This window comes from Rahnella bruchi (assembly GCF_003614975.1).
GTDB classification, from domain to species: domain Bacteria; phylum Pseudomonadota; class Gammaproteobacteria; order Enterobacterales; family Enterobacteriaceae; genus Rahnella; species Rahnella bruchi.
In genome coordinates this window covers 284,440-307,410 of sequence record NZ_QZWI01000001.1, presented here as the reverse complement: position 1 = coordinate 307,410, position 22,971 = coordinate 284,440, and the positions used below count along the sequence as shown (strand labels likewise).

32 protein-coding genes are annotated in these 22,971 nt (G+C 54.9%); 6 read left to right on the top strand and 26 right to left on the bottom strand.

Going from position 1 to position 22,971, the window contains the following annotated elements; genetic code table 11:
• The first annotated feature begins 93 nt into the window (after positions 1-93).
• The 4 genes from ftnA to D5398_RS01450 all read left to right on the top strand — a co-directional run bounded on the left by ftnA (position 94) and on the right by D5398_RS01450 (position 2,413).
• Positions 94-600, top strand: a complete 507-nt coding sequence (gene ftnA, locus D5398_RS01465) for a non-heme ferritin (RefSeq protein ID WP_120132033.1) — start codon at positions 94-96, stop codon at positions 598-600.
• A 152-nt stretch (positions 601-752) separates the two neighbouring features.
• Positions 753-1,139 (top strand): copper homeostasis periplasmic binding protein CopC, encoded by a 387-nt coding sequence (copC, locus tag D5398_RS01460; RefSeq protein ID WP_415838539.1) that lies wholly within the window; start codon positions 753-755, stop codon positions 1,137-1,139.
• A gap of 3 nt (positions 1,140-1,142) precedes the next feature.
• On the top strand, positions 1,143-2,027 hold the full coding sequence (gene copD / locus D5398_RS01455) for a copper homeostasis membrane protein CopD (RefSeq protein WP_120506037.1): 885 nt from the start codon (positions 1,143-1,145) through the stop codon (positions 2,025-2,027).
• A gap of 50 nt (positions 2,028-2,077) precedes the next feature.
• Positions 2,078-2,413: a YebY family protein gene (locus tag D5398_RS01450; RefSeq protein ID WP_120506036.1), complete on the top strand. Its 336-nt coding sequence runs from the start codon at positions 2,078-2,080 to the stop codon at positions 2,411-2,413.
• Between the two features lie 314 nt (positions 2,414-2,727).
• On the opposite strand, the gene D5398_RS01445 is transcribed toward D5398_RS01450, so the two are convergent.
• Together D5398_RS01445 and D5398_RS01440 are read right to left on the bottom strand one after the other, a co-directional pair.
• Positions 2,728-3,783, bottom strand: a complete 1,056-nt coding sequence (locus tag D5398_RS01445; RefSeq protein WP_120506035.1) for a phage integrase — start codon at positions 3,781-3,783, stop codon at positions 2,728-2,730.
• A gap of 138 nt (positions 3,784-3,921) precedes the next feature.
• A complete protein-coding gene (locus D5398_RS01440) occupies positions 3,922-4,143 on the bottom strand; it encodes a DNA-binding transcriptional regulator (RefSeq protein ID WP_112168840.1) in 222 nt (73 codons plus the stop codon).
• A gap of 104 nt (positions 4,144-4,247) precedes the next feature.
• Here D5398_RS01440 and D5398_RS01435 point away from each other — a divergent pair, with 104 nt between their 5' ends.
• Positions 4,248-4,583, top strand: coding sequence for a hypothetical protein (locus tag D5398_RS01435; protein ID WP_120506034.1), 336 nt, complete (start codon positions 4,248-4,250; stop codon positions 4,581-4,583).
• Between the two features lie 15 nt (positions 4,584-4,598).
• On the opposite strand, the gene D5398_RS01430 is transcribed toward D5398_RS01435, so the two are convergent.
• From D5398_RS01430 to D5398_RS01365, 14 genes are all read right to left on the bottom strand, one after another.
• The gene (locus D5398_RS01430; protein WP_120506033.1) at positions 4,599-5,762 is read right to left on the bottom strand and encodes a phage late control D family protein; all 1,164 of its coding nucleotides are present in this window, start codon (positions 5,760-5,762) and stop codon (positions 4,599-4,601) included.
• Positions 5,759-6,244, bottom strand: coding sequence for a phage tail protein (locus D5398_RS01425; protein WP_120506032.1), 486 nt, complete (start codon positions 6,242-6,244; stop codon positions 5,759-5,761). Before D5398_RS01425 ends, D5398_RS01430 begins: the two co-directional genes overlap by 4 nt.
• A gap of 10 nt (positions 6,245-6,254) precedes the next feature.
• On the bottom strand, positions 6,255-8,897 hold the full coding sequence (locus D5398_RS01420) for a phage tail tape measure protein (RefSeq protein WP_120506031.1): 2,643 nt from the start codon (positions 8,895-8,897) through the stop codon (positions 6,255-6,257).
• Positions 8,890-9,009, bottom strand: a complete 120-nt coding sequence (locus tag D5398_RS01415; RefSeq protein WP_120506653.1) for a GpE family phage tail protein — start codon at positions 9,007-9,009, stop codon at positions 8,890-8,892. The genes D5398_RS01420 and D5398_RS01415 overlap by 8 nt, the downstream gene beginning before the upstream one ends.
• Before the next feature lie 32 nt (positions 9,010-9,041).
• Positions 9,042-9,341 carry a phage tail assembly protein gene (locus D5398_RS01410; RefSeq protein ID WP_120506030.1) on the bottom strand — a complete coding sequence of 100 codons (300 nt, stop codon included), beginning with the start codon at positions 9,339-9,341 and terminating at the stop codon, positions 9,042-9,044.
• Between the two features lie 58 nt (positions 9,342-9,399).
• Positions 9,400-9,909 carry a phage major tail tube protein gene (locus tag D5398_RS01405; RefSeq protein WP_112168785.1) on the bottom strand — a complete coding sequence of 170 codons (510 nt, stop codon included), beginning with the start codon at positions 9,907-9,909 and terminating at the stop codon, positions 9,400-9,402.
• A 13-nt stretch (positions 9,910-9,922) separates the two neighbouring features.
• Complete coding sequence (locus D5398_RS01400; RefSeq protein ID WP_120506029.1) at positions 9,923-11,092, bottom strand: phage tail sheath protein; 1,170 nt, start codon at positions 11,090-11,092, stop codon at positions 9,923-9,925.
• 159 nt (positions 11,093-11,251) lie between these two features.
• Positions 11,252-11,392 carry a hypothetical protein gene (locus D5398_RS25390; RefSeq protein ID WP_162940698.1) on the bottom strand — a complete coding sequence of 47 codons (141 nt, stop codon included), beginning with the start codon at positions 11,390-11,392 and terminating at the stop codon, positions 11,252-11,254.
• Between the two features lie 105 nt (positions 11,393-11,497).
• Positions 11,498-12,016 (bottom strand): tail fiber assembly protein, encoded by a 519-nt coding sequence (locus D5398_RS01395; protein WP_120506028.1) that lies wholly within the window; start codon positions 12,014-12,016, stop codon positions 11,498-11,500.
• 1 nt (position 12,017) lies between these two features.
• A complete protein-coding gene (locus D5398_RS25565; RefSeq protein WP_244216697.1) occupies positions 12,018-14,762 on the bottom strand; it encodes a phage tail protein in 2,745 nt (914 codons plus the stop codon).
• A 9-nt stretch (positions 14,763-14,771) separates the two neighbouring features.
• Positions 14,772-15,299, bottom strand: a complete 528-nt coding sequence (locus tag D5398_RS01380) for a phage tail protein I (RefSeq protein WP_120506027.1) — start codon at positions 15,297-15,299, stop codon at positions 14,772-14,774.
• Positions 15,292-16,200: a baseplate assembly protein gene (locus D5398_RS01375; protein ID WP_120506026.1), complete on the bottom strand. Its 909-nt coding sequence runs from the start codon at positions 16,198-16,200 to the stop codon at positions 15,292-15,294. The genes D5398_RS01380 and D5398_RS01375 overlap by 8 nt, the downstream gene beginning before the upstream one ends.
• Before the next feature lie 3 nt (positions 16,201-16,203).
• Positions 16,204-16,554, bottom strand: coding sequence for a GPW/gp25 family protein (locus D5398_RS01370; RefSeq protein WP_120506025.1), 351 nt, complete (start codon positions 16,552-16,554; stop codon positions 16,204-16,206).
• A complete protein-coding gene (locus tag D5398_RS01365) occupies positions 16,551-17,192 on the bottom strand; it encodes a phage baseplate assembly protein V (RefSeq protein WP_120506024.1) in 642 nt (213 codons plus the stop codon). Before D5398_RS01365 ends, D5398_RS01370 begins: the two co-directional genes overlap by 4 nt.
• A 279-nt stretch (positions 17,193-17,471) precedes the next feature.
• Here D5398_RS01365 and D5398_RS01360 point away from each other — a divergent pair, with 279 nt between their 5' ends.
• Entirely contained in the window at positions 17,472-18,224 is a 753-nt protein-coding gene (locus D5398_RS01360; protein WP_120506023.1) for a hypothetical protein, read from the top strand.
• Positions 18,225-18,246: 22 nt separating this feature from the next.
• Here the strand turns inward: D5398_RS01360 and D5398_RS01355 are convergent, their stop codons facing one another.
• The 10 genes from D5398_RS01355 to D5398_RS01310 all read right to left on the bottom strand — a co-directional run bounded on the left by D5398_RS01355 (position 18,247) and on the right by D5398_RS01310 (position 22,950).
• Positions 18,247-18,696: a phage virion morphogenesis protein gene (locus tag D5398_RS01355; protein ID WP_120506022.1), complete on the bottom strand. Its 450-nt coding sequence runs from the start codon at positions 18,694-18,696 to the stop codon at positions 18,247-18,249.
• Positions 18,689-19,156: a phage tail protein gene (locus D5398_RS01350; protein WP_120506021.1), complete on the bottom strand. Its 468-nt coding sequence runs from the start codon at positions 19,154-19,156 to the stop codon at positions 18,689-18,691. Before D5398_RS01350 ends, D5398_RS01355 begins: the two co-directional genes overlap by 8 nt.
• The gene (lysC, locus tag D5398_RS25560; protein WP_244216696.1) at positions 19,119-19,358 is read right to left on the bottom strand and encodes an Rz1-like lysis system protein LysC; all 240 of its coding nucleotides are present in this window, start codon (positions 19,356-19,358) and stop codon (positions 19,119-19,121) included. Before lysC ends, D5398_RS01350 begins: the two co-directional genes overlap by 38 nt.
• Positions 19,252-19,677: an Rz-like lysis system protein LysB gene (lysB, locus tag D5398_RS01340; RefSeq protein ID WP_120506019.1), complete on the bottom strand. Its 426-nt coding sequence runs from the start codon at positions 19,675-19,677 to the stop codon at positions 19,252-19,254. The genes lysC and lysB overlap by 107 nt, the downstream gene beginning before the upstream one ends.
• Positions 19,677-20,186, bottom strand: coding sequence for a lysozyme (locus D5398_RS01335; RefSeq protein WP_120506018.1), 510 nt, complete (start codon positions 20,184-20,186; stop codon positions 19,677-19,679). The genes lysB and D5398_RS01335 overlap by 1 nt, the downstream gene beginning before the upstream one ends.
• Positions 20,167-20,376: a phage holin gene (locus D5398_RS01330; protein ID WP_112287005.1), complete on the bottom strand. Its 210-nt coding sequence runs from the start codon at positions 20,374-20,376 to the stop codon at positions 20,167-20,169. Before D5398_RS01330 ends, D5398_RS01335 begins: the two co-directional genes overlap by 20 nt.
• Positions 20,377-20,381: 5 nt before the next feature.
• A complete protein-coding gene (locus D5398_RS01325) occupies positions 20,382-20,585 on the bottom strand; it encodes a tail protein X (RefSeq protein WP_120506017.1) in 204 nt (67 codons plus the stop codon).
• Positions 20,585-21,055, bottom strand: a complete 471-nt coding sequence (locus D5398_RS01320) for a head completion/stabilization protein (RefSeq protein WP_112168801.1) — start codon at positions 21,053-21,055, stop codon at positions 20,585-20,587. Before D5398_RS01320 ends, D5398_RS01325 begins: the two co-directional genes overlap by 1 nt.
• 95 nt (positions 21,056-21,150) lie before the next feature.
• Positions 21,151-21,807 (bottom strand): phage terminase small subunit, encoded by a 657-nt coding sequence (locus D5398_RS01315; protein ID WP_120506016.1) that lies wholly within the window; start codon positions 21,805-21,807, stop codon positions 21,151-21,153.
• Positions 21,808-21,810: 3 nt separating this feature from the next.
• Complete coding sequence (locus D5398_RS01310) at positions 21,811-22,950, bottom strand: phage major capsid protein, P2 family (RefSeq protein ID WP_120506015.1); 1,140 nt, start codon at positions 22,948-22,950, stop codon at positions 21,811-21,813.
• Between the last annotated feature and the right edge of the window lie 21 nt (positions 22,951-22,971).

Here is a 22,971-nt window from a genome sequence, read left to right as displayed (position 1 = left end):
TGTGAATCTGTTGTTTTTATTTTGTGTTGATGCGGGCATAATGCGAATAAATAAATCAGCCCACCTGCCATAATTTAATTCTGGAGCCGTGCCATGCTTAAAAAAGAAATGATTGATCAGCTTAATGAACAGCTGAACCTCGAGTTTTATTCTGCCAATTTATATTTGCAGATGAGTGCATGGTGCAGCGATAAAGGCTACGAAGGTGCTGCGGCGTTTCTGAAACAGCATTCCATGGAAGAAATGGATCACATGCACCGCCTGTTCAAATACGTCAGCGATACCGGTGCTCTGCCATTGCTGGGCGCGATTGCTGCTCCGCCGGTTTCTTTCGAATCCCTGACCGATTTGTTCAAACAGACTTACGAACACGAACAGCTGATCACCCAGAAAATCAATGAGCTGGCCGATCTGTCCATGACGCTGAAAGATTACTCATCCTTCAACTTCCTGCAGTGGTACGTTTCAGAGCAGCATGAAGAAGAGACGTTGTTCAAATCCGTTCTCGATAAACTGGCTCTGGTCAGCAATACCGGTAACGGTCTGTTCTTTGTTGATAAAGATCTGAAGAACATGGTTGGACAGGCTCCGGCAGTTTAATTTAACAGCTGAGCAGGTCCACAAAAACGCAGAGTGCTCAAGCTTCTGCGTTTTTTTATGGTTTTTTTTATGGTTTTTTGGCAATCGTTTTGTGGCGGATTGCGCTAAAGTGACGGCGTTATAAATTCATCATCAAGCAAGCCAAGGAAATTATCGTGTTCAATAAAACCACTTCTCTTTGCCGTGCCCTGGCAGTCTCAGCCGTATTGCTGAGCGGATTTATCTCACAGCAGGCTTCTGCTCATGCTCACCTCAAAACGGAAACTCCTGCGGCAGATGCGGTTCTGTCAGCCAGTCCGACCGAATTATCTCTGGGTTTCAGTGAAGGCATCGAGCCAAACTTCAGTAAAGTCACTCTGACAGATGCCAGCCAAAAAACCGTGAAAACCGGCAAAATGGCACTGGCTGCGAATGACAATACGCAGGCTGTGCTGCCGCTGACCGATGCGCTTGCCGCCGGGAAATATGTCGTGACATGGAATGTGGTTTCCGTTGATGGTCATAAAACTCATGGTCAGTACAGCTTCACCGTCAAATAAGCTATGAGTCTCACTGCATTGTTCGTCCTGTGCCGGTTCCTGCATTTTGCGTCATTGATGCAAATTTTCGGACTGAGCGTGTTTTGCTCTTTGCTGGCGCCTGAGGGATTTTCAGCCATTTTACAGCGTAAAAATCAGACGCTGATGATCTGGTCCGGACTTCTCGCCGCGGTGACCTCCGTCGGTATGCTGGCCTTACAGGCTGCTCTGATGGGCAACGGCTGGGACGATATTCTTAACATGAATGTCTGGATACTGGTATTAACCACCGCATTTGGCGAAGTGTGGAGCTGGCACTTATTGCTGACGGCCGTGCTATTGCTGGTTCTGTTAATGGAATGGCTGCCCCGACGTCATGTTCTGCTGTTTCTTTGCTCGCTGGGTTTACTGGTCACTCAGGCACTGATTGGCCATGCTGCGATGCATCAGGGCATTTTGGGGCTGGTTCAGCGAAGCAATCACGTAGTGCATCTGCTCAGCGCAGCTTATTGGTTCGGGTCTTTACTGCCTTTGCTGACCTGTATGATGTATACCCGCCAGCCATCAGCAAAGCCTTATGCGATTGTTACGCTGATCCGTTTTTCCGTTTGGGGGCATTTTGCTGTCGGTCTGGTGATCATCACCGGTATCATTAATACCGCCGTTATCTTGCAGCGGTGGCCAACCGATATGACGTCACGGTATCAGAGCCTGCTGGTGGCCAAAGTGATACTGGTCGGGATGATGGCGGCAGTGGCTGTCTATAACCGTTACCGGCTGGTGCCGCTGATGGGCAAAGACCCCGAGCGCGCGCAGAGGCGTTTTATCGCCATGACCTGGCTTGAGTGGGGGCTGGCGCTCAGCGTTTTACTGTTGGTGAGCTGGTTCGCTACGCTTGCCCCGCGTTGAGAATGGTCATCTGAAGATTACAAAGAATTTAATATCATCGAGGAAAAATCATGAGGAAAACACTGCTTGTCTGTGTGCTGCTGAGCTTGTCTGCCAGCAGCTTTGCCGCACCGCAACTGGAGACCATCAGCCGTCTGCAATACGGTAAGGCCTGGGCATTCACCCGGGAAGAGGTCATGCTGCAATGCCGTCCGGGCAAAGCGCTGTACGTGATTAATGACAGCACACTGGCGCAATATCCTCTGAATGACGTGGCCAGAGAGCAGGTCAAAAACCATCAGGTTCAGGCTGTCCCGCTGGAGAAAATCTGGTTGGATGATCCGCAGAATCCCGGACAAAAAATGAGTCTGGTTCCATTTATCGCTAAAGCTGAATCGCTCTGCTGAAGCGCCGTGCCGCCAGTAAGCGACTGATGTTAATCCCATGTTTTGCGTATGTTGTCACACAATGAAAATAATACTTCATTGTTATTATCACTATGTTTCAAACTGGGTGGAAATTAGTCATCTGTCGTCTACTCTTTAAGTTGTACGGCTTAATCGCCTGCATTAATGCCAACTTTTAGCGCACGGCTCTCTCCCAAGAGCCATTTCCCTAGACCGAATATAGGAATCGTATTCGGTCTTTTTTTTGCCTGTTTTTGAAATCAACCACTTATAATAAAAACAATCACTTAGACTCTTTTCACTTACCCTCAATGTTACTCATTTGGATTCTCCATCGCCATTTTATCGCCACTGATTTGAGCCAGCGGATTCATGTAAATAGCGTCTTCTAAGTGATCGGGGGCGAAGTGTGCATAGCGCATCGTGACGCGTATATCTGAGTGCCCGAGGATGCGCTGCAACACGATGATATTGCCGCCGGCCATCATGAAGTGGCTGGCAAACGTGTGCCTTAGAACGTGCGTCATCTGACCTTCTGGCAGTTCGATGCCCGCCAGCCTGATCACCCGATAGAACTGCTTATAGCAGGGCGAGAAGGGCACACCTTCGCGGGCGATCAATTCGTCATACAGCGGGCGGGCGAGGGGAACGGTGCGGTTCTTTTTACCTTTGGTATTGATGAAGGTGAGTTTGTAAGGGGAGATCTGCGAACTTTTGATTTTGGCGGCCTCGTTCCAGCGTGCGCCGGTCGAAAGGCAGAGTTTAACGATCAGTGTTAATTCATCATTCCCATGCTCTTCACAGGCCGCCATGAGCCGCAGAATTTGTTCCTGGTTCAGCCATGCCATCTCGCGTTCCGGCTGATCAAACTCGCGGATATTCTCGAGAGGGTTTGGCAGCGACCATTCTCCCAGGCGTTTCAGCTCATTGAACACCGCCCGCAGAAAAGCGTGCTCACAGTTCACAGTGCCGGTCGAAACCTTACGGGTCGCCAGACTGGTACTGTAGCCGTTATCAATCTCACCGCGCAGCCGCTGATCGCGATAATGCGCCCAGTCTTTCGGCGTTATGGTACTGGCTATCGGGTCACCCATGCCCGCGCTGATAATCTTCAGTTTGCCCAACCGTCCCTTTTTATCATTCAGAGAGCAGCCGTGCAGGCTGTACCAGAGATCGACCAGTTCGCTCAGCTTCCGCCGATCTTCCTTCTCACCCAGCCACGGTTTGTTCTTAGCCTGATCCATGGTGTAAGTTTCAAAGGCAACGGCTTCACCTTTGGTATCAAACTGCCTGCGGCATCGCTTACCTCCACTCCCGTTCGGGTAGCATTCACATAACCATTTACCGGTAGACAGCTTTCTTACACTCATCACATCCTCCTTTTTGAGAATGTGAATTTTACTGTATATAAAAACAGTGTAAATGTTTGATTTAGTCAGTCGTATACATGTAAGGGGATTAATTCACTGAATCTATGAAAGTAAAAACCCGCTTTCGCGGGCTTCGTCTCAGTGCATTTGCAACGACTGCTGACTATGTTTATCCGGATGCAGCAGCACGGCATGGACGGTTCCTGGCTCGACAATAATATCGGCGATCGTTTCATGAGTTTTGAACGTGCAGCTGCAATTGATATTCTGACACTGGTGATAACGCTCTTTGGTATTAGTGCTGAGGTAACGGCTTGAACGGGCGTGAGCTGCGTGCTGGCATTTGGGGCAATGCATCATAATAATCACCATGTAATCATTTAAATCAGATTCAATCATTGTATGTTATTTCGAAAATCATACACTCGCTATTACAGTGTTTTACATTAAACAAAGAGGTTGCAGTGGGCGTCGAATTTCATATCACACGTGCTGAGTTCTGGGCTGATAATGAAGATAGTCAGATTTCCAGCGAAGAATGGTTGAATGTTGTTAATACCGATCCTGAGTTTTCCATTTATGAGCCAAGTGGTGAGTTCTTTGCATTATGGTCTGGTGAAAGCGCTTATCCAGAATCATGGCTTGAGTGGTGTAATGGCAATATCTCAACGAAATGGCCTGATACAGCCTTGTATTTGAAAATGCTTGAAGTCGCTAAAGTTCTAAATGCGAAAGTTATGGATGATGATGGTACCGAATACTCTTCACCGGGTGAGTGGGTGTTTACACCAAAATCTTGACAAAAGAACGAGGCGCTAATACGCCTCGCCACTTTCCGAGGCCTCATAACTCACATCTGACAACAGCACCTCCAGTTCCAGCCCCGTCGCATATCCGCCATTGTTCAGGCTGTGCGTGACCTTGCTGATTATCCACGGCTGCGCGTCGATCACTGCTTTAAAGCCTGATACCGCCAGCGGGGTCTCGGGAAACAGGTCGGCACGTCCGCGAGCCAGTGAGATAGAGAACTGTGCGACGCCGCGCTGTAGCTTGTCCCATTTGGCCTGTGCTGCTCGCATCGCGGCCTTTTGCGTGGCGTAGACCGTCGTCAGCGCAAACACGTTTTCATCATTGCCCGCCAGATATTCGCCTTCTTTCGCTTCCGTCGCTTTTTGTACTTTGGCCGTGGTCTTTTTGGCCGCCGGATGTTGCAGGGCGCGCAGGTGCTTTTCTTTCTTCTTTCGCTGTACCCTCACCTTTTTTGGCTTTGGTTCTTTGGTATGCAGCCAGGTAGCTGATACGCCGGTGTAAGCATCACGGTCAGCAATATTGAACGTATGCCCGTCGCCGTCGCTGCGGGACAGCGTTATTTGCGGGATCGGCTTGCCACTGGCGGTGAGGGCTGAGCCTGGCTTAATAAAAATCAGTTTACCGGCCTTGATGGCGACAACCCCGCCGTTCAGCTCGGCCAGACGGGTGATAAAAGCCGCGTCGGTTTCCTGCGTCTGGTCAATGTGCGAAACCTTCACACCTTTGAGCGACTCGGCGACGGCGGGCTGGAGACTGTTTCGCGCCGCGATGGCGGAGACAATCGCCTCCAGCGTTGTGTCGTGATAGGAGTTATCGCGGCGGGAATTCAGGCTGCCGCGATAGTCGGCGCTGCGGGCGCGCAGCGTCAGCGTATCCGGCGCGCCCCGATGCTCCACTTCGTCCACCGTAAACTCCCCCTTATGGAACAGCGCCTGACCTTTCCAGCCCAGAAAGACGCTCAGCACCGCGCCGCGCGGAGGCATCTGCATCAGCCCGTCCGCGTCGTCCAACTCGATGTCGAGCTGGTCAGCCTCAAAGCCGCGGTTGTCGGTCAGCGACAGCGAAATAAGTCGCCTGCTGATATCCGTGGTGATGTCTGAACCGGCGAGTTTAACCATATAGTCCGGCGCAATCTGTGCGCCGTTATCCATTGCGATTGTAGGCATCATGACAGCAGCCCGCCTGCATACTTCTGCACGTTGCTGGCAATGCCGCCCGCCTGATCCAAAAGGCCATCCGCCTGCGTTTTGATGTCGCCGAACATGGCGGTCAGGCTTTCGTCCACCCGCTTGAGGCTCAGCGTAAACTCAATTTTGCGGGCGGCACCGTTAGCGAAAAACTCTGAATGTTCATCACTGAGGCTTTCCACCACGAACATCCCGTAAATCGCACCGTTGCCGCCAATCAGCGACCAGGCGCGGCCTTGATCCGCCATCAGGCGCAGTGCGTCCAGGCTCAGCCTGCCGCCGGTGATTTCCGGCAGCAGCGTGCCGGTCAGGGTGATTTTTTCATCCCCTTGCCCGAGAAACTGCGGCGCGGCGCGCAGGCCGATCCGGTCATTGGTCGGCCAGCGGTATTCCGCCGAGCGTTGCAAACTCTGATAGGGCAGGGTTTGCAGCATAAACACGAACATCCCCAAAGCCAGCATCATAGAAACCCCCTTAGCCGTAATTCATTGAGCTGCGCGCCGCAGAACGCTGGCGGCGCATGTAATCTTCAAATAAACGCATTGCCTCGGCGGCGACGTCCTTCGCACTTTGTCCGGGCGCGGCGTAGACGTTGAAGGTAGGAGCGGCAGCAGGAGCCTGATTACGCATCAGCGCCGACGTATCCCGACGCCCCGTGACGCTCACCGGACCACGTACCAGCTCCGCGCCGTTCTCTCCCACAATGCCGACCTCACCGGCGGCAATGTCGCCGCCTTTGTCGAACATGCCCGCGTAGTTGTATGCCGCACCGCCGGTGCCGTAAGGTTGTGCGGTGTTCAGACCGCCCGCAGGTTTCGGCAGTATCGGCGCAGGCAGCGCAGACGTAGAAAGCCCCTCCGCCGGTTTCGGCAGGCTATTGCTGACGCTCACCGAAATGGTTTTATCGCCGTCCGATTTCATCCAGTCCGGCAGGAAATCGGTCATGCTGGAAAGCTTGTCTTTCAGCGTCTGCCACTTCGCGGCAATTCCGTCCATCAGCGCGGTGATCATATTGCTGCCCGCCTCTTTAAATTTGCCTGGGAGGCTTTTCACCACGTCGAAAATCTTCTGCCCAAAAGACTTGAGGAAATCGATATAGGCCGCAAACCCCGCTTTTGCCCCGTCTTTAATGCCTGTCCAGACCGCTGCGAACTTATCCGATAATCCCTGCACACCGGCAACGATGCTGTTCCAGGTGCCGGTCAGCCAGTCGGTGATGGTTGCCCAGGCTTCGGTCGTCCAGGCGGCAATCGCGTCCCACATCTTTTTAAACTTCGGCTCCAGCGTGCTCCAGTTCGCCCAGATATAAATCGCCGCCATCGCGATCAGTGCGACCACGGCCAGCAGCGGGTTTGCCATCGCGGCGCGTCCCATCCACAGCAGCGCGGTGCCCACGCCTTTCAGTGCCATGCCGATATAACCCAGACCTTTCACGACCGGACCGACCACCACGCCCAGCACGCCGAGGCCGACAACCAGGCTCGTCACCGCCAGCGCTGACTTAACGATAGTGCCGGTCAGCTTCGGGTTGGCCTTCACCCATTTGCCCACGTTGCCGAGCCAGTCAGTCGCGGATTGCGTCAGCTTTCGCAGGCTGGAGTCCTGTTTATCAAAGGTCTCGATCTGCAAATCCTCAAACGCGGACTGCATGTTTTTCAGGTCGCCGTCGAGGTTATCGGTCTGCACCTTCGCGACCGACGCCGCCGACCCCCGCGAGTTTTCCAGCGCGGTTTTCTTTTCGGTCAGCCTGCCGTTGCCTGCGGCCTCCACCAGCTTCACCGCGCCTTTCATCGCCTCTTCACCGAAGATCACTTTCAGGTATTCGGCCTGCTGCGCCGTCCCGAGCTTGTTCCTTTTGAATGAGGCGTTGATGTCGGTGAGGATTTTCTGAATAGGCAGCATGTTGCCTTTCTTATCCCGCGTGCTGATCCCCAGCTCCTTCAGCGCCGCCGGTGACTGCCCCGTCGGTGCCTGCAACCGGCTAAACATCGCGCTGGCACCGGTGCCCGCCATACTGCCTTTGATGCCGTTATCCGCCAGCACGCCGAGCATCGCGGTAGTGTCTTCGATACTGGCACCCGCCGCCTGGGCGATAGGTGCCACGTATTTCATCGCCTCGCCCAGCTCAATCAGGTTGGTGTTCGAGCTGGTAAACCCTTTGGTCATCACGTCAGAGACGCGCTTAATCTGATCCATCGGGATGTTGAACGCCGACTGCATGTTAGTGACGATGTCGGCGGCGTCGGCAATATCAATCCCCGAAGCCAGCGACAGGTTCACCGTGGATTCGGTTGAGCTGAGAATGGAGTCGGCGTTATAGCCGGAGCGGGCAAGTACGCCCTGCGTGCGCGCAACGTCCATCGGAGAAAATGCCGTACTTCCGCCGATATCGCGCGCCTGCTGCCGGATAGCTGCCAGCTTTTTGTCGGTTTTATCCAGCCCGAGGATCGCCTGTGTGCCGGACATCTCTTTATCAAAAGTGATGCCTGGGGCGATAAATTTCCCCTCTGCATACAGCGCCGCCGAGCCCACGCCCATCGCTACCGCGCCGTTATTTCGGATAGTGTCGCCTGCGCGCTGGGTTGCCTGAAAACGCCTGCGGCTGTTTTCCCGCCGCTGCTGCTGCCGGTTCAGCCGTGCCAGCTCCTCCCGCTGACGGGCAAGCGTGGCGTTCGCCTCCTGCGAGCTGGCTCGTAACCGGCGCTGCTCGGCGGCGAGGTTACGCGTGGAAATCCCCGCCGACTCCAGCGCGCCGCGCTGCCGCTGCACGGAGTTGCGCAGGCTGTTTTCTTTGGCCTGCAACTCGCTGGCGGCGCGCTTCGCTGCCTCCATCAGCCGCGTCTGCTTAGCCGTCGGGTTCGCGGTATTGGCAAACGCCTGCGACAGCCGGCTGGCTTCCTCTTTGGCTTTTTTCAGGCTGGCACGGGTGACGGCCAGCTGCGCGCTCGCCTTGCGAAAGCCGTCGATTTGCGACGCCTGCGCGTTGAGATTTCGCAGGGTGTCCTGCGTGTTGCGGATGTTTCCGCTGAGTGCTTTACTGGCTTTTTCCACCGAGCGGAAAGGGCGCGACGCCCGATCCACGGCGTTCAGTAGCACCTGCAATCGTAAATTACTCACTTTCGGCTCCGCTACGCAGTAATGCGCGACGCCGCCAGCCGATAATCTCGGTCAGCGACATCGCAAACAGTTCCGAGGGCTGCCAGTGAAACACCGCCGCAATGTCAGCCATCAGGTCGTCAACTATCAAAGAGGCGGGCAGTTTTACTGTTCCGATTTCGGCGATAAAAAACCGACCACCTTGCTCGCCAGCGCGATCAGGTCGGGCAGGCAAAGCGCGTTGCACTCCTGTTTGGTGAGGATCGGCAGCGTGATGCGCGGCAGCACCGTCACCAGCGCGTCAACGTCCGCATTCGACAAGGAGGCAAGGCCGATGCCGCGCAGATGACCGGCGTTTGGCTTGATGATTTCAACCTGGCTAATCACCATCTCGCCACGGGCGATCGGTTCTTCCAGGGTAATGACGTTTTCGTTTTCGATAGCGGCTTCATTAATCTGTTTCATGACATTCTCTTAAATCGTAAGGGGTATAGCAGCGCCGCGAACCGGCGCCGCTCAGGGGTTACAGGCCGATGTTTTTGCGGTGCTCCGCCAGGCGGTCGGTGCCGTTGACGATTTCCACCATGTTCACGGTGTCCACCTCGATCACGTCCTGCCCGTTGATGCTCAGTTTGAAATAGGTGCACTGGGTGGACACTTTGGTTTCGGTGTCTTCGCCCTGTTTGTACTCGCCAAAATCAATCTCTTTGTGACGCCCGCGCATCACGACCTCCACCGCGAGCGTCTCGCCGGTGTCGTCCTGTTGGAAGGAACCGGCAAAGCGCAGCGGCGTAGCGTCAACCGCCCCCCACTGCTGGAGCACCAGCGTATCCAGCCCGCCCATCGTCCATTCCAGCGTCAGCGCGTCGTCGTCCAGCCCGAAGTCAATCGGCGCGGCACCGTTCATGCCGCCGCCGCGATAGTTCTCCAGCTTGCGTGTCAGCTTTGGCAACGTCAGCGCGCTGACCACGCCGACGTAGTTGTGACCATCGTTAAACAGGTTCAGGTATTTCAGTTTCTTTGGCAGTGCCATGGTTTAGCGCCTCTTAGCTGTTGATGGCCGTGGCGAACGTCGCCAGGTACTGATCGGTGATGCGCTGACGCAGGGTTAAATCTTCCAGCGGCGGCACCGGCGTATAGTCGTAATCAATGAACAGCTTGCCCGCTTTCAGGGTTTCGACGGTGTTAGCCTCCGCGTCGTACCAGCAGGTGCCGTCGATGATCAGACCGGCGGTTTTCATTTCGCGCAGTTTGGCGTTGATGCCCGCAATCATGTCTTTGATAAGCGTCGGGGTCATTGGCCTGTCCATTGCCCATAGGTGCGCTTCGGCCATGGTGTCCGCCAGCACCTGCGCGGTGCGGGTGTAGTTCTCAAACAGGAACAGGGGATCGTCAGAGCAGGTGCGCTGCCCCCAGAACTTAAAGCCGCCTTTGCGGATAAGTGTGGTGACGCACGCCTGGTTCAGCAGGTCGGCGTCGGTGCCGGTGGTTTGTAAATCCCAATAGACGCTGGCAGACAGGCCGGTCACGCCGTTGATGCCGACGTTGGACAGGGTTTTATGCCAGCCGGTTTCGGCGTCGATTTTGGCACGCAGGCCGAGGGCATAGGCGGTGGCGGGCGCGATGTCGCTGGCGTTCGTTGTGGTGTTCCAGGCGACGAAATCCGGCCAGACAACCATCAGCGCACGCTGGCTGAAATTCTCCCGGTACTTGATGGCATCGGACACGGTTTTGCAGCCGTATGCGCTGACGTAGCCGAAGGCGCGCAGTTGCTGACAGACGGTACCGAGCGCCGTGGCGACGTCCAGATTATCCAGCCCCGGCACGCCGAGAATGCGCGGCTTCACGCCGAGTTCGGTTTGGGCAGACAGCAGGGCTTTCATGCCGGTATACATGCCGGTGGCGTCGGTGCCGCCGATGATGTTCGAGGTGGTTTCCGCCTCGGTGTCACCTTCTGCCACGCGCACGACAACGACAACGGGTTTAGCCTGGTTGGCGATTGCCATCAATGAGGCGCGGAGTGTGCCGGTTTTACCGGCCTTGCCTGCGGCGGTCAGTACGTTGGTGATAAGCACCGGCGTATCGAGCGGGAACGCGTCGGCGTCCGCGTCTTCTGCAGTGCAAACCATCCCGATGATGGCGGTGGAAACGGTGGAGATAACGCGGGTGCCGTCGTTGATTTCAACAACGCGCACACCGTGATGATAATCAGCCATGGTGTTTTTTCCTGTGATTGGGGTGAGGTCAATCATCGCGTGTTGTGTACGCGCAGGCACGGCGGGCGGGGAGTGTGGGGAATGGCACAACGTGGTGAAGGCCAGATACAAAAAAGCCCCTCGTGGGGGCAATGGTCAATAAATTTGAAAAGCGGGGGGTTAATTCTCCAACCCTAATTTTTCAGCCAGCCGGTGCAAAGCGCAAACAGACATCACGCCCTCAGCGGCTTCTGAAAATGCCGCCCAGTTTGCCGCGATAAATCCCGCCACCATCTCGGCCTCTTCCTGGTTTAATTCCATTTCTTCCTCCTAAAAAGTCTGGGGATATCCTTGGACATATGCGGGACATGTTCAAATAGTTACTACTGATCAATTATCCGTAATTGATCGTTTTCAGCGATCAATTTATTCAGGTACAGCAGGCCAGTCGATATCCGGCGCAGCGGCTAAATCCAGGCGATTCAGGGCAACGCGGTATTTCTTCCAGACTTTCAGGCTTGCCAGTTCTTCGTCGGTGGCTTCATCGATATCAACCGCATCCTGTAGCGGAGCAATGGCGGCGGCGGCCTGGCTGAGCAACGTATTTTTTTGCTGCGCGGCGACTTCAATCGCAGGCTGTACAAATTTCACGAACTCGCCGTTTGCATAGCTATAATGGTGATCGCTGACATCTTCCGGCAGCGCTTCGCGGCTGATTTCGTAAATGCTCACGCCTTCAGATAGGGTGAGAAAGTTCGGGTTATCCGACCAGGTAGAAATAAATCCGTCAGCACCAACGGCAATGAAACAGTTTTCGCCCTGCCATTTTTCATCTCGCAGTTTGTACCAGTCCTGACCCGTTTCATCTTCGAAATACATCACGGGCAGGGGAATGCCTTCCTCTAACACCTGCTTAGAAATTTTGATATTTTTAAATGTGATCATCTTAGTTACCCACCTGACGCCAGCTTCCACTGGCCGTTCTAATCATTAATGCGCGGTAGTATTTCCCCATCATTCGGCAGTCGCCCATATCAGGACGTATGTTTAACCCCGTCATGAAACAACCGGTCGGCGCTTCCCAGTTCTGCTGAGCAGTCCAGCCCGCATTCTCCAGCGCCTGACTGCCGCGCTGTACGTCGTAAACAAAACGACCATCCGACCAATTGCGAGTTCCTGAAATTTCGTTTTGTAACTGCTCCCTGGTGGGGAGGACAACAACGCCATTGGTGGTTGAGTGACGCATATAGGGATCATTTGCATTGCCCGAAACAAAACCAACTGTGGTGGCAGTATCACGGTAGATATAACGGCCATCGGATTCCGTTTTAGTATATGAATCTCTTTGTGGTGGCGGGAAATTAGTGGTGTAAACCTCCCCCATATCAGAAGCATCTACCTGAATTTTGACCTTAGAACCCGTCCAGCCGATATAGACTTTATTGCTCTGCATACCGGCACCGCCGCCTTGCTGAACAGCGGCAAAATTCCCGACATTCCCCAGCCCGACATTCGAGTTGGTGAGGTTGATGTCTTTGGTGCCGTCAAAGGCTACACCGGCAATTTTTCGCGCGGTGGCGAGTTTAGTCGCCGCTACAGCAGTGCCTTTTTCGGGCAATGCACCGAGATTTTTTAATGCATCGGTTGCGGTTTTTGCACCGGTGCCACCGCTGGAAACAGGCAGGGCGGTTGATAATGTCAGGCCATACGAACCGGTGACCTCAAGACCGCCATCCATTACCCAATTATCCGCAGTGCCGTCCGTCAGGTTTGACGCTCTTTTACGCAGTACCCACTTACCGTTAGTGGCATCCCAAAAGCCAAAGTTTCCGGCATTGGAGTAGCTCACATTCATGAACGGATGTACCGCATTCGCTGAGCTAAATTGGCAGGCTGCATCATGCCGGTTGAATTTCACCAGTCCGTTAAAATTGACTTCACCCGTCACTGTCACGGCACCGGCAAAAGTGGCATCTTTGGCCGCGTTTAAGGTCTCATTGACTGTTAAAGGCGAGTCTATGGAAACCGCAGACGTGAAGATATTGGCGGAGGCTCGGTTATATCCCAGGTATAAAGTTCCGCCGATGCCTGAATTAGCCACATTCACACTGGCGGATAACGTCACATTTCCGTTGTTATGGTCTCGCAGAATGACGGCGTCATTACGCCCGCGGATCACTGAATTCGCATTCGTTGAGGAAAGGGTAATACCTGATTCAGGCCGTAAAACGCCGTTTGCGATTTGTACGCTATCAGTTTGTCCGTCGCAGACGATACGGGCTTTAATGGTGCCGGATTCATCCCTGGCATCCATCCGCATTACACCTTCACCAGCCGGATAAATCGCAGAAGAAAGGCCACCCAAGGCACGCCCTGCATGGGGATCCGTATCGGTCAGCGTGTTTGGCAAACGAAAATATACGTTCCCCATTGAAGTTAAAACGGATGGTAATTTATCTGCCGACACCGTGCCTAAGCGGCTGGTGAATGACATATAGGCTTCATAGTCACCTGACCGCTTGACGCCAATTCGATAATTCGACTGGATCGAACTGGCGACCTCAAGCGTGCGTTCCATTTTGAGATCTGACGCTATGCTGGTCAGTTTGCTCAGGCTTGTGATATCAGTATTTTCACCGGACGCAGCAACGCCCAGGCGCGTCAGATCGGCAAGCGTCATACTGCCGCTGTCCAGTACCTTTCTCCAGCCGAACGGATAAGCATTGTCACTGAGGAACCATTTCCAACCGGCTGCCGCAGTGTAAGAACCTACGCGCTCAAAAATCTGCCCATCGTTATTAATCAGCCGCTGATAGGCTCCCGCACCCGCCGCCCAGTAGCGCCTCCAGTTGTGCAACTGACCGGCAACAACATAGGTCGCCCCCAGAGGGTGGTCTTCAAACGTGGCAGAAATACTGATGGGATTCGTGACGTCAATAATGGACGGGTCGTCCAGACGCTTAACCTTCGTCGTGTCCGTTGCCAGCATCAGATTGCTCATTGCCCCCACGTCAGCCGCTGCCAGAGTAATATCGGCGCTCAGGGCTTTATTATTTACCTTTCGGGTGGACGGTACACGTGTATTCGCGTTGTCGTTGGCGGCCTTCACCGCTTTTGGCGTGGCGGCCAGCGTTTCGCTGGTACTGCTGACCGAACTGCTCAACTGGACAAAACCCTTTGCCGTCGTGGTGCCGTCGGGGTGGTTGCGTGATTTCTCATGCGCGGCCAGCAGGTCGTTCACATACTGCTCGGTTGCCATAATCACCGAGTCGTCGATCATCAGGCTGATCGCTTCGGTGTTGCTGACCGCAATCACCATGCGCAACGTCTGCGTGCGGCCTGAACCTTCCTCCAGTGTCGGTTTATAGGTGTCCGCCATGTTGCAGACGGCAATCAGCGCGCCGTCGCTGCTGAAAAGCCCCATTTCACGCATCCAGAAGCCGCCGACGCTGGCGGAAATCACCGCCTCAGCAATCACCCAGTTACCATGAGTCGGATCGAGCTTTAAGGAATTGAGCGGCGTGCGGTAGACCTCTTTCACCAGTTTGGTCTGTGAGGCAACCGGCGTGGTTGCCTTGCCGTTGCCGTCGCCGACGGCCAGCTGCGTAATGTTGATGTCAGTCCCCGCCGCAATGGCCGCCGCGATGCGCGCCTGGCCGAGCGTGGTGACAACAGATTTAAATGTGCTCATATCGTCCTCTTATGCGGGGTAAACGGTCAGCAGCTCGCCGACGTACTGCGCTGCGCCAATGTAAACGTCGCCTTTAATATCCTGGGTAATGGTCAGCCCGATCAGATGACGGCTTGCGGGTTTGGCATCGGCTATCAGCCGCTCCATCTCTAAATACATTTCTTCAGTGATGCCGGTTTCCAGCACGCCGATGTCCAGGCGAAACGTGCCTGGTTCGTCGTTGGTTTCCCACCACTCGGTCACGTTAATCAGGTAGCCGAGCGGCTCCACCACGCGCCGGATGGCACCGATGGTTCCCTTATGGCAGTGAATGAACCAGGCCGACTGAATCACGCGCCGCTTAGTAGCAACCGGCCAGTGCTCATCCCAACGGTCAACCGACAGCGCCCACGCCAGGTAAGGTAAAAACTTTGCAGGACAGGTCAGCGGATCCCAGAGCTGCCGCAGCGGCACCGGCACGTTTTCAAGCGCGGCGCAGGCGTTGGCGGCGGCCACCTCGAGCGCGGATGAACCTACGGGCAGCAGGCGATCACTCATCGTAGCCGCCCACTTTCAGGGTGTACGCGGTGCAGAATGACGCCTGGGTTTTGTCCAGCTCGATGTCGGCCTTCGGGCTTTTCAGCTCTACCCGCTGGACGCCCTCAACGTGCAGCGCGGCGTAAATGGCCGACAGCCGGATGTCGCGGCCTAAACGGTGCTGCGCGGTGGTGTAGGCGATAAGCTTCGCCTCGGCGGCTGCGCGGATGGGTTCGGTTTCGGGACCAGGGAACAGATACAGCACGGCATCAATGGTGTAATTCACGACGGTTGCTGACTGAACGGTCACGCGGTCGGCCACGGGGCGCACGTTTTCATCGTTGAGCGCGGCCTGCACTTTCGCCAGCAGGTCGGCGGGCGCGGTGCCGTTGCCGGTCTGTGCCAGCACGGAAATCGTCACGCAGGCGGGCGACGGACTGATCACCGAAATGTCCGCCACGCGCCCGTCGGCAGAGCGCCCGTGATACTCATACGCGCCGACCGGACCCGCCACGCTCAGCCCTTCAAACGCCTGCTGCGCACGGATACGTAAATCCGCATCGCTTTCCATCACCGCCGCCACGGCGGGCACGCTGACGGTATCCGCAGGCGTGATCGTCAGGCGTTGCACGCTGAACGTCGCCGCGATGTTGTCGAGGTCTGCGCCGGTGGCATAGGCCAGCATCACGGCCTGCGCCGCCTCGTTAACCCGCTGACGCAGGATCACTTCGCGGTAGGCGTTCTCCTCCAGCAGTTTCACAATCGGCTCAGACTCCAGCGTCAGCGTGCGGGCGATGGCGGCCTGCTGGTCTTCGGGGTACAGCGACACCAGCGTGGCTTTGCGCTCCGCCAGCAGAATTTCATAATCCAGCACCTCCACCACGTCGGGGGCGGGTAACTGGCTCAGGTCGATAGTTGCCATAATTCAGCTCACTGGAAGGGTTAAGGAGATGGCGGCGGACGTGTCTTTGCGGATGCCGGTGAGTTCAACCACCGCTTTCCCGTCAAACGTCGTTTCTAAGGTGATGCCGGTGAGGCTGACGCGCGGCTCCCACTTGAGGATCGCGCTGTAACAGGCCGCCATGATTTGCAGCCGCAGCGCGGCATTCTGCGGGCGGTCAGTCAGTTCAGACAGCAGTGAACCATAGTCACGGCGCATGACGCGGGAACCGACGGGCGTACGCAGAATGTCGCTGACCGACTGCTGGATGTGCGCAAGGTCTTCGACGCTGCGCCCCGTATCGCGAGCCAGCCCGATGTATTTTGCGTTACTCATGACGGCACCTGCGTTTGACCGCCGCCCGTCTGGACGCCGCCGTGTTTATGGGTATGCACAACCACGCCGTTTGACGTGATGCTGCCGCCTGAATGGGTGAGGTTGCCGGTCATGGTGCCGCCCTTTTTAATCTCGATGGTGGCGGTGGTGAGTTTGTTAGTGCAGACCACTTCCGGCGTGTCGAGAGTGATGCGGGTTTTCGCCGTGCAGGTAATCAGTGGGGCGGTGACAGCCACCTTATCGGCAGCGTTCACCGTTGCAGACTTAATGCCGGTTGCCAGTAGCGCGCCGGTTTTGGGTTCGTACTCGATCACCGCGCCGTCAGGGAAAGTAACGTGTAGGGCGTCGGCTGACGCCGACGGCGCAGGGAATTCATCAGAGAAAACGCCGGGCATCACAAAGGCGGTATCCAGCTCGCCGCCCAGGCAGAACAGCAGAACCTGTTCACCGGCGGACGGTGCCCACCATGAACGGGAACGCCCCGCGCGGGAAGTTAACCAGTGCAACCAGTCGGTGACGTTGCCGCCGGTGTTCACGCGACAGCTGCCCGCATCTAAATCCACCTCGGCAACGGTGCCAATGCGGATCAGATTGCGCAGCAGGCGCGGAATGTCGTTGTTTGGGATGGATGTATTCATGGATAAAAGAATGCCGCCCTGTCAGGCGGCATACAATTTGAGGCGGATTGATGTTCGATAGCACAACATATGTACTATGAATCATCTTGATTCATTATTCTTATTTACCGAAGTAACTTTAGACGCCAGGCTTCTTCACTAAATCAGTTTACTCTTTGACGCCCCGCTAATTTTGGAGTGCTTAGTTTCAGAACGTTGGCATTGTGGCTTGAAATTTAATAATAAAAACAACATAGTGTTTAATATTGGTTTTATACAACTACGCGCGCAGAGGGATTTATGAGTGAAGAAAATAAAGAGTTCGTAACATTATACCTAGCAAGTATTGATAGGGATTATCTGTTGTCAGGATATGATTTTTATGTAGCGCAGGCTAAGAACCTTATTTTTCCACAATTCTCTAATCTTGAGGATGTAGCTAAGAAGTATGCCGACGAATGGTATAATAAAGCTGGTCTGTCTTTCAATTCCGAAAATGATGATCCTGCCGATCTTGCAGAGCAAGCATATCATGAAGGCATTGATTACTATTTAAATCTGGAGGAAATGAAGAGTAGTGTTTACCTTGCCATTTTATCTAGCATATATCATAAATGGGAAAAAGATTTAAGAGAATGGTTGGTGAAAGAGATAAGGCAGTGGGCTAAAAATAAAGTTATTTATGAAAAAATATGGGCGTTAACTTTGCCAGATATTATTAAGTTAATTGAGAGCTTAGGGGTGCCTATGTCTAACATGCCAAAGCATTCTAAATTGTTGACCATGAGTAAAGTAGTTAATGTATTTAAACATGGCGATGGCAAATCCTTTGAAACTCTCAAGAAATCAAACCCAGAATATTTTAGGCGCGATGGGGTGACTGAGGAGGCTTGGGGGAATAGTTATATAAGGTACGAGGATTTAACTATTAGCGAGGTTCAATTTGATGAGTTTATTGATTCAATAATTGGTTTTTGGGAAAGTATCCCCCAATATACTTACTCACACCAAGCTGCTGAAGATTTGCCAGCTTGGTTTGCAAAACTTCTTTAATAATTTCCTGACATGTGATCCATCAGTGGCATATTATTTTCACTAGTTCGTCCTCCACAATCTTCATATCCTCAGCGTCCAGACCCAACAATGGGCGCTGTGGATACTGCACTTCTTTTGCCCTGACCGATGGGCGATCCCGCAGGCCGTACTGATGCACTTTCGCCATCCGTTGCACCTGGCCGGTGAATTCCACCACCGCGTCCTTATCCGTACCTTTGGCCTTCAAGTATTTGGCCGTGCGCAGTTTGGCGAACATCTCCCGTTTGATGCGGCCTTTCTTCGCCCGCAGAGGCTGCGCCCGTCGCGGGGTGAACGGCTGCCCCTCCGGCGTAACCTGCCGCTTGATGCGCTGCTGTTGGTGTTTGCGCAAACGCTTTGCAATCTCTGTCGCCAGAGCTTTTCGGCGCTGTGGTGAAAGCGCTGCAATCAGTGCATCGATACGGTTATCAAACGCGGTCAGCTCACTCATTCCACTGACTCACTAACTCGCCGTGCAGGTACAGTTTACGCGGCCTTTCCACCGGCTCGGGCAGCTGCGGTTCAGGAACATGCTCAACGTGCAGACCGGCGTCAATCTGTTTAACGATCACGCGCTCGGTGAGCTGCAAATGAATAGCGATGTCATAGCTCCCATCATTTAGCATATCAGCCTTAAACGTGTATCCATTCTGCTGTTTTTCCGGCGTCGCCATGATGTCCGGCTGATGCTCGCGCAGCCAGGCCAGAATGGGCACCACGATCAGATCGCTGTCCTGAGTAAAGTCGGTGATCAACAGTTCGACCTGATACTGATATTCAAATGACAGCGAGCTGGCTAACGTGGAAACGATACGCCCGTTATCCACAAACATTCGTAGCTGGTCGGGGCTGGTTTGCAGCACCGGCACGGCTTCAGTGATGGCTTTTCGTAGCTGTGCGGGTTTTAACACGGTGTTCCTCCTGGCATTGTTTGACCGCTTCCACCTGAAGGCCGCAGGCGGTTAGCGCGGCCTCCAGGTTTCTGACGTCACTGCTTAAATCGCCGTTAGTGGCCGGTGCGCTTGCCGGTATCGGGCAGCTCGTCACCGCCGGGCAGCCAACGTAAATAATCTGCGGCGCTGGCAAAGGCGGGACGCGCGTGCATCCGGCCAATACCGTCAGGCAGACGAGCGCCATACCAGTCGCGCATTTCCTGATTTTCATTAAGTAACCTTTGAAGGTGAATTTCACGGACGCGTGCCAACTGACCCGCCCGTGCGAGCTGGGTGCGCAGGCTTTGCTCCTGGCGTTCCCGCATCACTGCCTCATCGTTCAGACGGTGAATGACGTTATCGCGGCTTTCGATACCGGCGGACAGCGTGCCGATGATCAGCTGCGCCTGGTCTGCCTGATCATGCAGGGCGCCGATACGCCAGGTTTGCAGCCCCGCCAGCGCGCAAGCGGCCAGCATTAACAAAATTAAAATGCGCATCAGACACCCCGCAGGCAGTAGGCCAGTTCATTCTCGCGGCGGCGTTCCAGCCCGGTTACGCGCACGCCGTTCACAAACACCCAGCGCGGCAGCTGTTCGCAGGCTTTTCGCCATTCCCCTTTGTTGATGAAAAACGCCAGGGTGGATTTACACGCCGCCGTCACACCGACGTTGAACGCAAAAGACGCCACTGCGTCATACACCGGCTGCGGCATGGCCACCGGCATACATCTCGCAATGCCTTTCTCCACCCGCATCACGTCTTCCACCAGATTCACGGCGGCCTGCCGTTCGCTGATGTGCGTTTGCGGTTTCACGCCTGCGGTGTGCCCGATGCCGTTTGTCCAGACGCCCGCGCTGCACTGATAGGCGGACAGGCGGCAGCCTTCAAAATCTGCGATAAGTGCCAGACCGGCGGCGGATGTTTTCAACGTTGGCGTTTGTGGGAGCATTGCGGCAATCGCCAGGACGGCGGCGACGGCGCAGCGTCTAACGATTGATGGCTGCATTAATGTCTCCTCTGATGCCCATAGCTTTCAGCAGTCGGTAAGTTTTGCGCCGGTAGTACCAGTTCACCAGGAAGGTCGCGACGCCGACGGCGGCACCGACTAAAAAGGCAATATCCTGCGGCGACATTGCGCCGAGCCAGGCAAGAAAGGCCGCGACGCAGTAACAGATAAACGAGGTGATGCGCTCCATGGTCATCAGTCCCAAAGTGAGACGGTTTCGCTGACTGCGGCCTGAGTAATATCCGGCAGCTCCACCGCGTAGCCATGGGGCAGAATTGCCCCCTGTGCGGCTAAGCCAACGTTAGCCGCGTAAACCTGTTCCATCACCGACTCGGTGCGGCCGTAGTAACGCCAGCAGAGCGAATCCACGGTGTCGCCCTGTTCGGCATAGACTTTCATCAGAGCAGCCCGATCACACAGTGCGACACACCGGCGACATCGCTGATCGCATTGCGGCCATCACGCCACAGTTCATCAACCGTACTTTCGACAATCTCCGCCTTTTTACTGCCAGCATCGGTGGTGTCACTGTTCGGGTATCGTTCCGCAAGAATGGCTGCCGTAATGGATGAAACCGCCCGCAGGTAGGCACAGACTTTGATACTTTCGTCATCAATCTGGTCAGCCGGGACATCAGCGAGAGTTTTGTATCCCTGAGCCAGTTGTGCGACGCGGTAGCTGTAAAGCTCGGCATTCACTTCGGTCAGAGCGTACTTAATGACGGCGCGCAGACGTTTGGCGGTCACCGTTCCTTCCAGGCGCAGAGTGTCGCGTAACTCCACCGGATTGATATCCGGCCAGAAGTGCGTGTTTTTAATCGCGGGTTCCGTCGCGGCATCCGGCTTTGGTGCAGGTACAACAAGAGACATAGTGACCTCTGAATAGGGGACGGTGGACGCCAGCGTTGAACGAGGTCACAGACCTGTCGCGGCTGGCGTGCCGTCCGGCGCGGGGCGCGTTCTGTTTAGCTGTTGGCAGCCTTTTTGATGGCTGATTCCAACCGCTCAATATCCTTTTTGACGCCGCAGTTGCTGTTCAGCTGGAAGGCGCGTTTCAGGTGTTGCAGGGCGAGCGGCAGTTTCTCCGCGTCGCGATACAGGTAACCAGTAATTTTGTGCAGCTTGGCGCGTACCTGATCCGGCATGTCCTGGCTTTCCGTCAGCTCCATCGTGGTCATGAGTACATCGAGACTGACCGGCTCACCGGTAGCATGAGCGCGGGTGCTCATGTCGGCGATTTCCTCCGCCAGCGCATAACCAGCAGGACGTTTGCCGAACGGCATCGCCAGCTTGTAATGCAGCGCATAGCGGGCGATTTCCAGTGCACCGGCGTAGTCACCGGCATCAATACGCCAGATCATGATGGTCATCAGGATGGCGTCCTGAGCGCCTTTACCCTCAGCGAGAACGCCCGCCACCCATGGCGCATATTCGGGCAGCATCTTGCGTTTGAGTTCTGCCTTTTTCTCAGCGGAATAGGCTTTTTTCAGGGCTTTCTGATCAGCATTAAGCTTTTGCAGCAGCAGTTCATAGCCGGTGGCATGACGCAGCAGGCTGGTATCCTGCTGCGCGGCTTCGATCGCTGACTGCCGCAACAAATGACGTCGGGCAGGGCTGGTCATGGCTTACTCCTGAGCTGCCGGTGCGGTGGTACCGGATGCAGTTTTGATGGCATCAACGATCGCCGAGGTGAATTTGCTGAGTTCGGCCTTATCAGAGGCGTCATCTTCTCCGGCTGTCACTTCGATGTTCTCGATCAGACAGCCGCAGCCGTAATCTTCCACTACGTAATCCTCGTTAATGGATTCGTAGTTTTCGATGCGGTCACGCTTAGGCACTTCCTCAACGTGGCGGCGATGCGTGCCGTCCTGCCAGTAAATGGACAGGTTATCCAGACGAGTGATCAACATGGCGTTAGCAGGGAAGCCGGGCACACGAACGGCGGGTAGATTGCCGATGCGTTTCTGGCTGACAATCAGGTCGGCGGCCATCGCCTCAGTGTTTGGCTGCTGTTTGTTGATCAGCGGGAAATACTTATCTGCGAGCAGCTTGCGGCCACAGATCACCACCAGCTCGGTGTCGTCCTGATAGATTGGGTCGATCAGTTCATTCACCGCATCAAAGACCAGCGCGTCGAGGTTTTTGTACTCACCTTCGCCACCGACTTTCACTGCCTCATTGGTCACGGTACCGTCTTCGGCGACAATCATGCCCATTACTTTTGTCGGGGCATTCAGGCGGTATTTTTGCAGCCAGCCCACACCGACATCCTGCAACAGAGGATTCTGAACGCGGTTAGATGTTGGTGCGCGGGAAACACCGTTAAAGCCGACCAGGATGCGATCCAGTGCCTGACGCTTAATAATGGCGTCACGCAAACGGGTCTGAAAATCGTTGTAGCGCGCCCACAAATCCAGCTTGCTGTACATCCAGTGGAAGTCGTAGTTGGTTTTGGTGCAGTGGTAGCCTTCCTGATCCAGCTTGGTGAAATCAGCCGTTTCGCGCTCGTCACCCGCATCAGTGTTGGTGGTACTGGCAATCGTGCCGGTCACGCCGACGCCCACTTTCGCCCCCATCATTTCGTCCACCGGAATGATGTTGATGCGGGTCAGGAACTCTGAGGACTCCTGCAATCGGGTCATCAGCGTCTGCGTGACGGACGGCTCGACGTTAAATTTTTTATCCAGCGTGCTGACGTCAACGTTGTTGAGCTTGGCGAGCTGGGAGAGGAACGCATTAAATTTAAAGCGCGTTTCTTTTTTCATGACTTATTTCCTGAGGGTGAA

Excerpts from the sequence above, each read along its gene's own strand:
- ftnA (WP_120132033.1), top strand. The coding sequence starts at position 94 with ATGCTTAAAAAAGAAATGATTGATCAGCTTAATGAACAGCTGAACCTC.
- copD (WP_120506037.1), top strand. The coding sequence starts at position 1,143 with ATGAGTCTCACTGCATTGTTCGTCCTGTGCCGGTTCCTGCATTTTGCG.
- D5398_RS01450 (WP_120506036.1), top strand. The coding sequence starts at position 2,078 with ATGAGGAAAACACTGCTTGTCTGTGTGCTGCTGAGCTTGTCTGCCAGC.
- D5398_RS01445 (WP_120506035.1), bottom strand. The coding sequence starts at position 3,783 with ATGAGTGTAAGAAAGCTGTCTACCGGTAAATGGTTATGTGAATGCTAC.
- D5398_RS01440 (WP_112168840.1), bottom strand. The coding sequence starts at position 4,143 with ATGATGCATTGCCCCAAATGCCAGCACGCAGCTCACGCCCGTTCAAGC.
- D5398_RS01430 (WP_120506033.1), bottom strand. The coding sequence starts at position 5,762 with ATGATGCCTACAATCGCAATGGATAACGGCGCACAGATTGCGCCGGAC.
- D5398_RS01425 (WP_120506032.1), bottom strand. The coding sequence starts at position 6,244 with ATGATGCTGGCTTTGGGGATGTTCGTGTTTATGCTGCAAACCCTGCCC.
- D5398_RS01415 (WP_120506653.1), bottom strand. The coding sequence starts at position 9,009 with ATGGCTGACATTGCGGCGGTGTTTCACTGGCAGCCCTCGGAACTGTTT.
- D5398_RS01410 (WP_120506030.1), bottom strand. The coding sequence starts at position 9,341 with ATGAAACAGATTAATGAAGCCGCTATCGAAAACGAAAACGTCATTACC.
- D5398_RS01405 (WP_112168785.1), bottom strand. The coding sequence starts at position 9,909 with ATGGCACTGCCAAAGAAACTGAAATACCTGAACCTGTTTAACGATGGT.
- D5398_RS01400 (WP_120506029.1), bottom strand. The coding sequence starts at position 11,092 with ATGGCTGATTATCATCACGGTGTGCGCGTTGTTGAAATCAACGACGGC.
- D5398_RS25390 (WP_162940698.1), bottom strand. The coding sequence starts at position 11,392 with ATGGAATTAAACCAGGAAGAGGCCGAGATGGTGGCGGGATTTATCGCG.
- D5398_RS01395 (WP_120506028.1), bottom strand. The coding sequence starts at position 12,016 with ATGATCACATTTAAAAATATCAAAATTTCTAAGCAGGTGTTAGAGGAA.
- D5398_RS25565 (WP_244216697.1), bottom strand. The coding sequence starts at position 14,762 with ATGAGCACATTTAAATCTGTTGTCACCACGCTCGGCCAGGCGCGCATC.
- D5398_RS01380 (WP_120506027.1), bottom strand. The coding sequence starts at position 15,299 with ATGAGTGATCGCCTGCTGCCCGTAGGTTCATCCGCGCTCGAGGTGGCC.
- D5398_RS01375 (WP_120506026.1), bottom strand. The coding sequence starts at position 16,200 with ATGGCAACTATCGACCTGAGCCAGTTACCCGCCCCCGACGTGGTGGAG.
- D5398_RS01370 (WP_120506025.1), bottom strand. The coding sequence starts at position 16,554 with ATGAGTAACGCAAAATACATCGGGCTGGCTCGCGATACGGGGCGCAGC.
- D5398_RS01365 (WP_120506024.1), bottom strand. The coding sequence starts at position 17,192 with ATGAATACATCCATCCCAAACAACGACATTCCGCGCCTGCTGCGCAAT.
- D5398_RS01360 (WP_120506023.1), top strand. The coding sequence starts at position 17,472 with ATGAGTGAAGAAAATAAAGAGTTCGTAACATTATACCTAGCAAGTATT.
- D5398_RS01355 (WP_120506022.1), bottom strand. The coding sequence starts at position 18,696 with ATGAGTGAGCTGACCGCGTTTGATAACCGTATCGATGCACTGATTGCA.
- lysB (WP_120506019.1), bottom strand. The coding sequence starts at position 19,677 with ATGCGCATTTTAATTTTGTTAATGCTGGCCGCTTGCGCGCTGGCGGGG.
- D5398_RS01335 (WP_120506018.1), bottom strand. The coding sequence starts at position 20,186 with ATGCAGCCATCAATCGTTAGACGCTGCGCCGTCGCCGCCGTCCTGGCG.
- D5398_RS01330 (WP_112287005.1), bottom strand. The coding sequence starts at position 20,376 with ATGGAGCGCATCACCTCGTTTATCTGTTACTGCGTCGCGGCCTTTCTT.
- D5398_RS01325 (WP_120506017.1), bottom strand. The coding sequence starts at position 20,585 with ATGAAAGTCTATGCCGAACAGGGCGACACCGTGGATTCGCTCTGCTGG.
- D5398_RS01320 (WP_112168801.1), bottom strand. The coding sequence starts at position 21,055 with ATGTCTCTTGTTGTACCTGCACCAAAGCCGGATGCCGCGACGGAACCC.
- D5398_RS01315 (WP_120506016.1), bottom strand. The coding sequence starts at position 21,807 with ATGACCAGCCCTGCCCGACGTCATTTGTTGCGGCAGTCAGCGATCGAA.
- D5398_RS01310 (WP_120506015.1), bottom strand. The coding sequence starts at position 22,950 with ATGAAAAAAGAAACGCGCTTTAAATTTAATGCGTTCCTCTCCCAGCTC.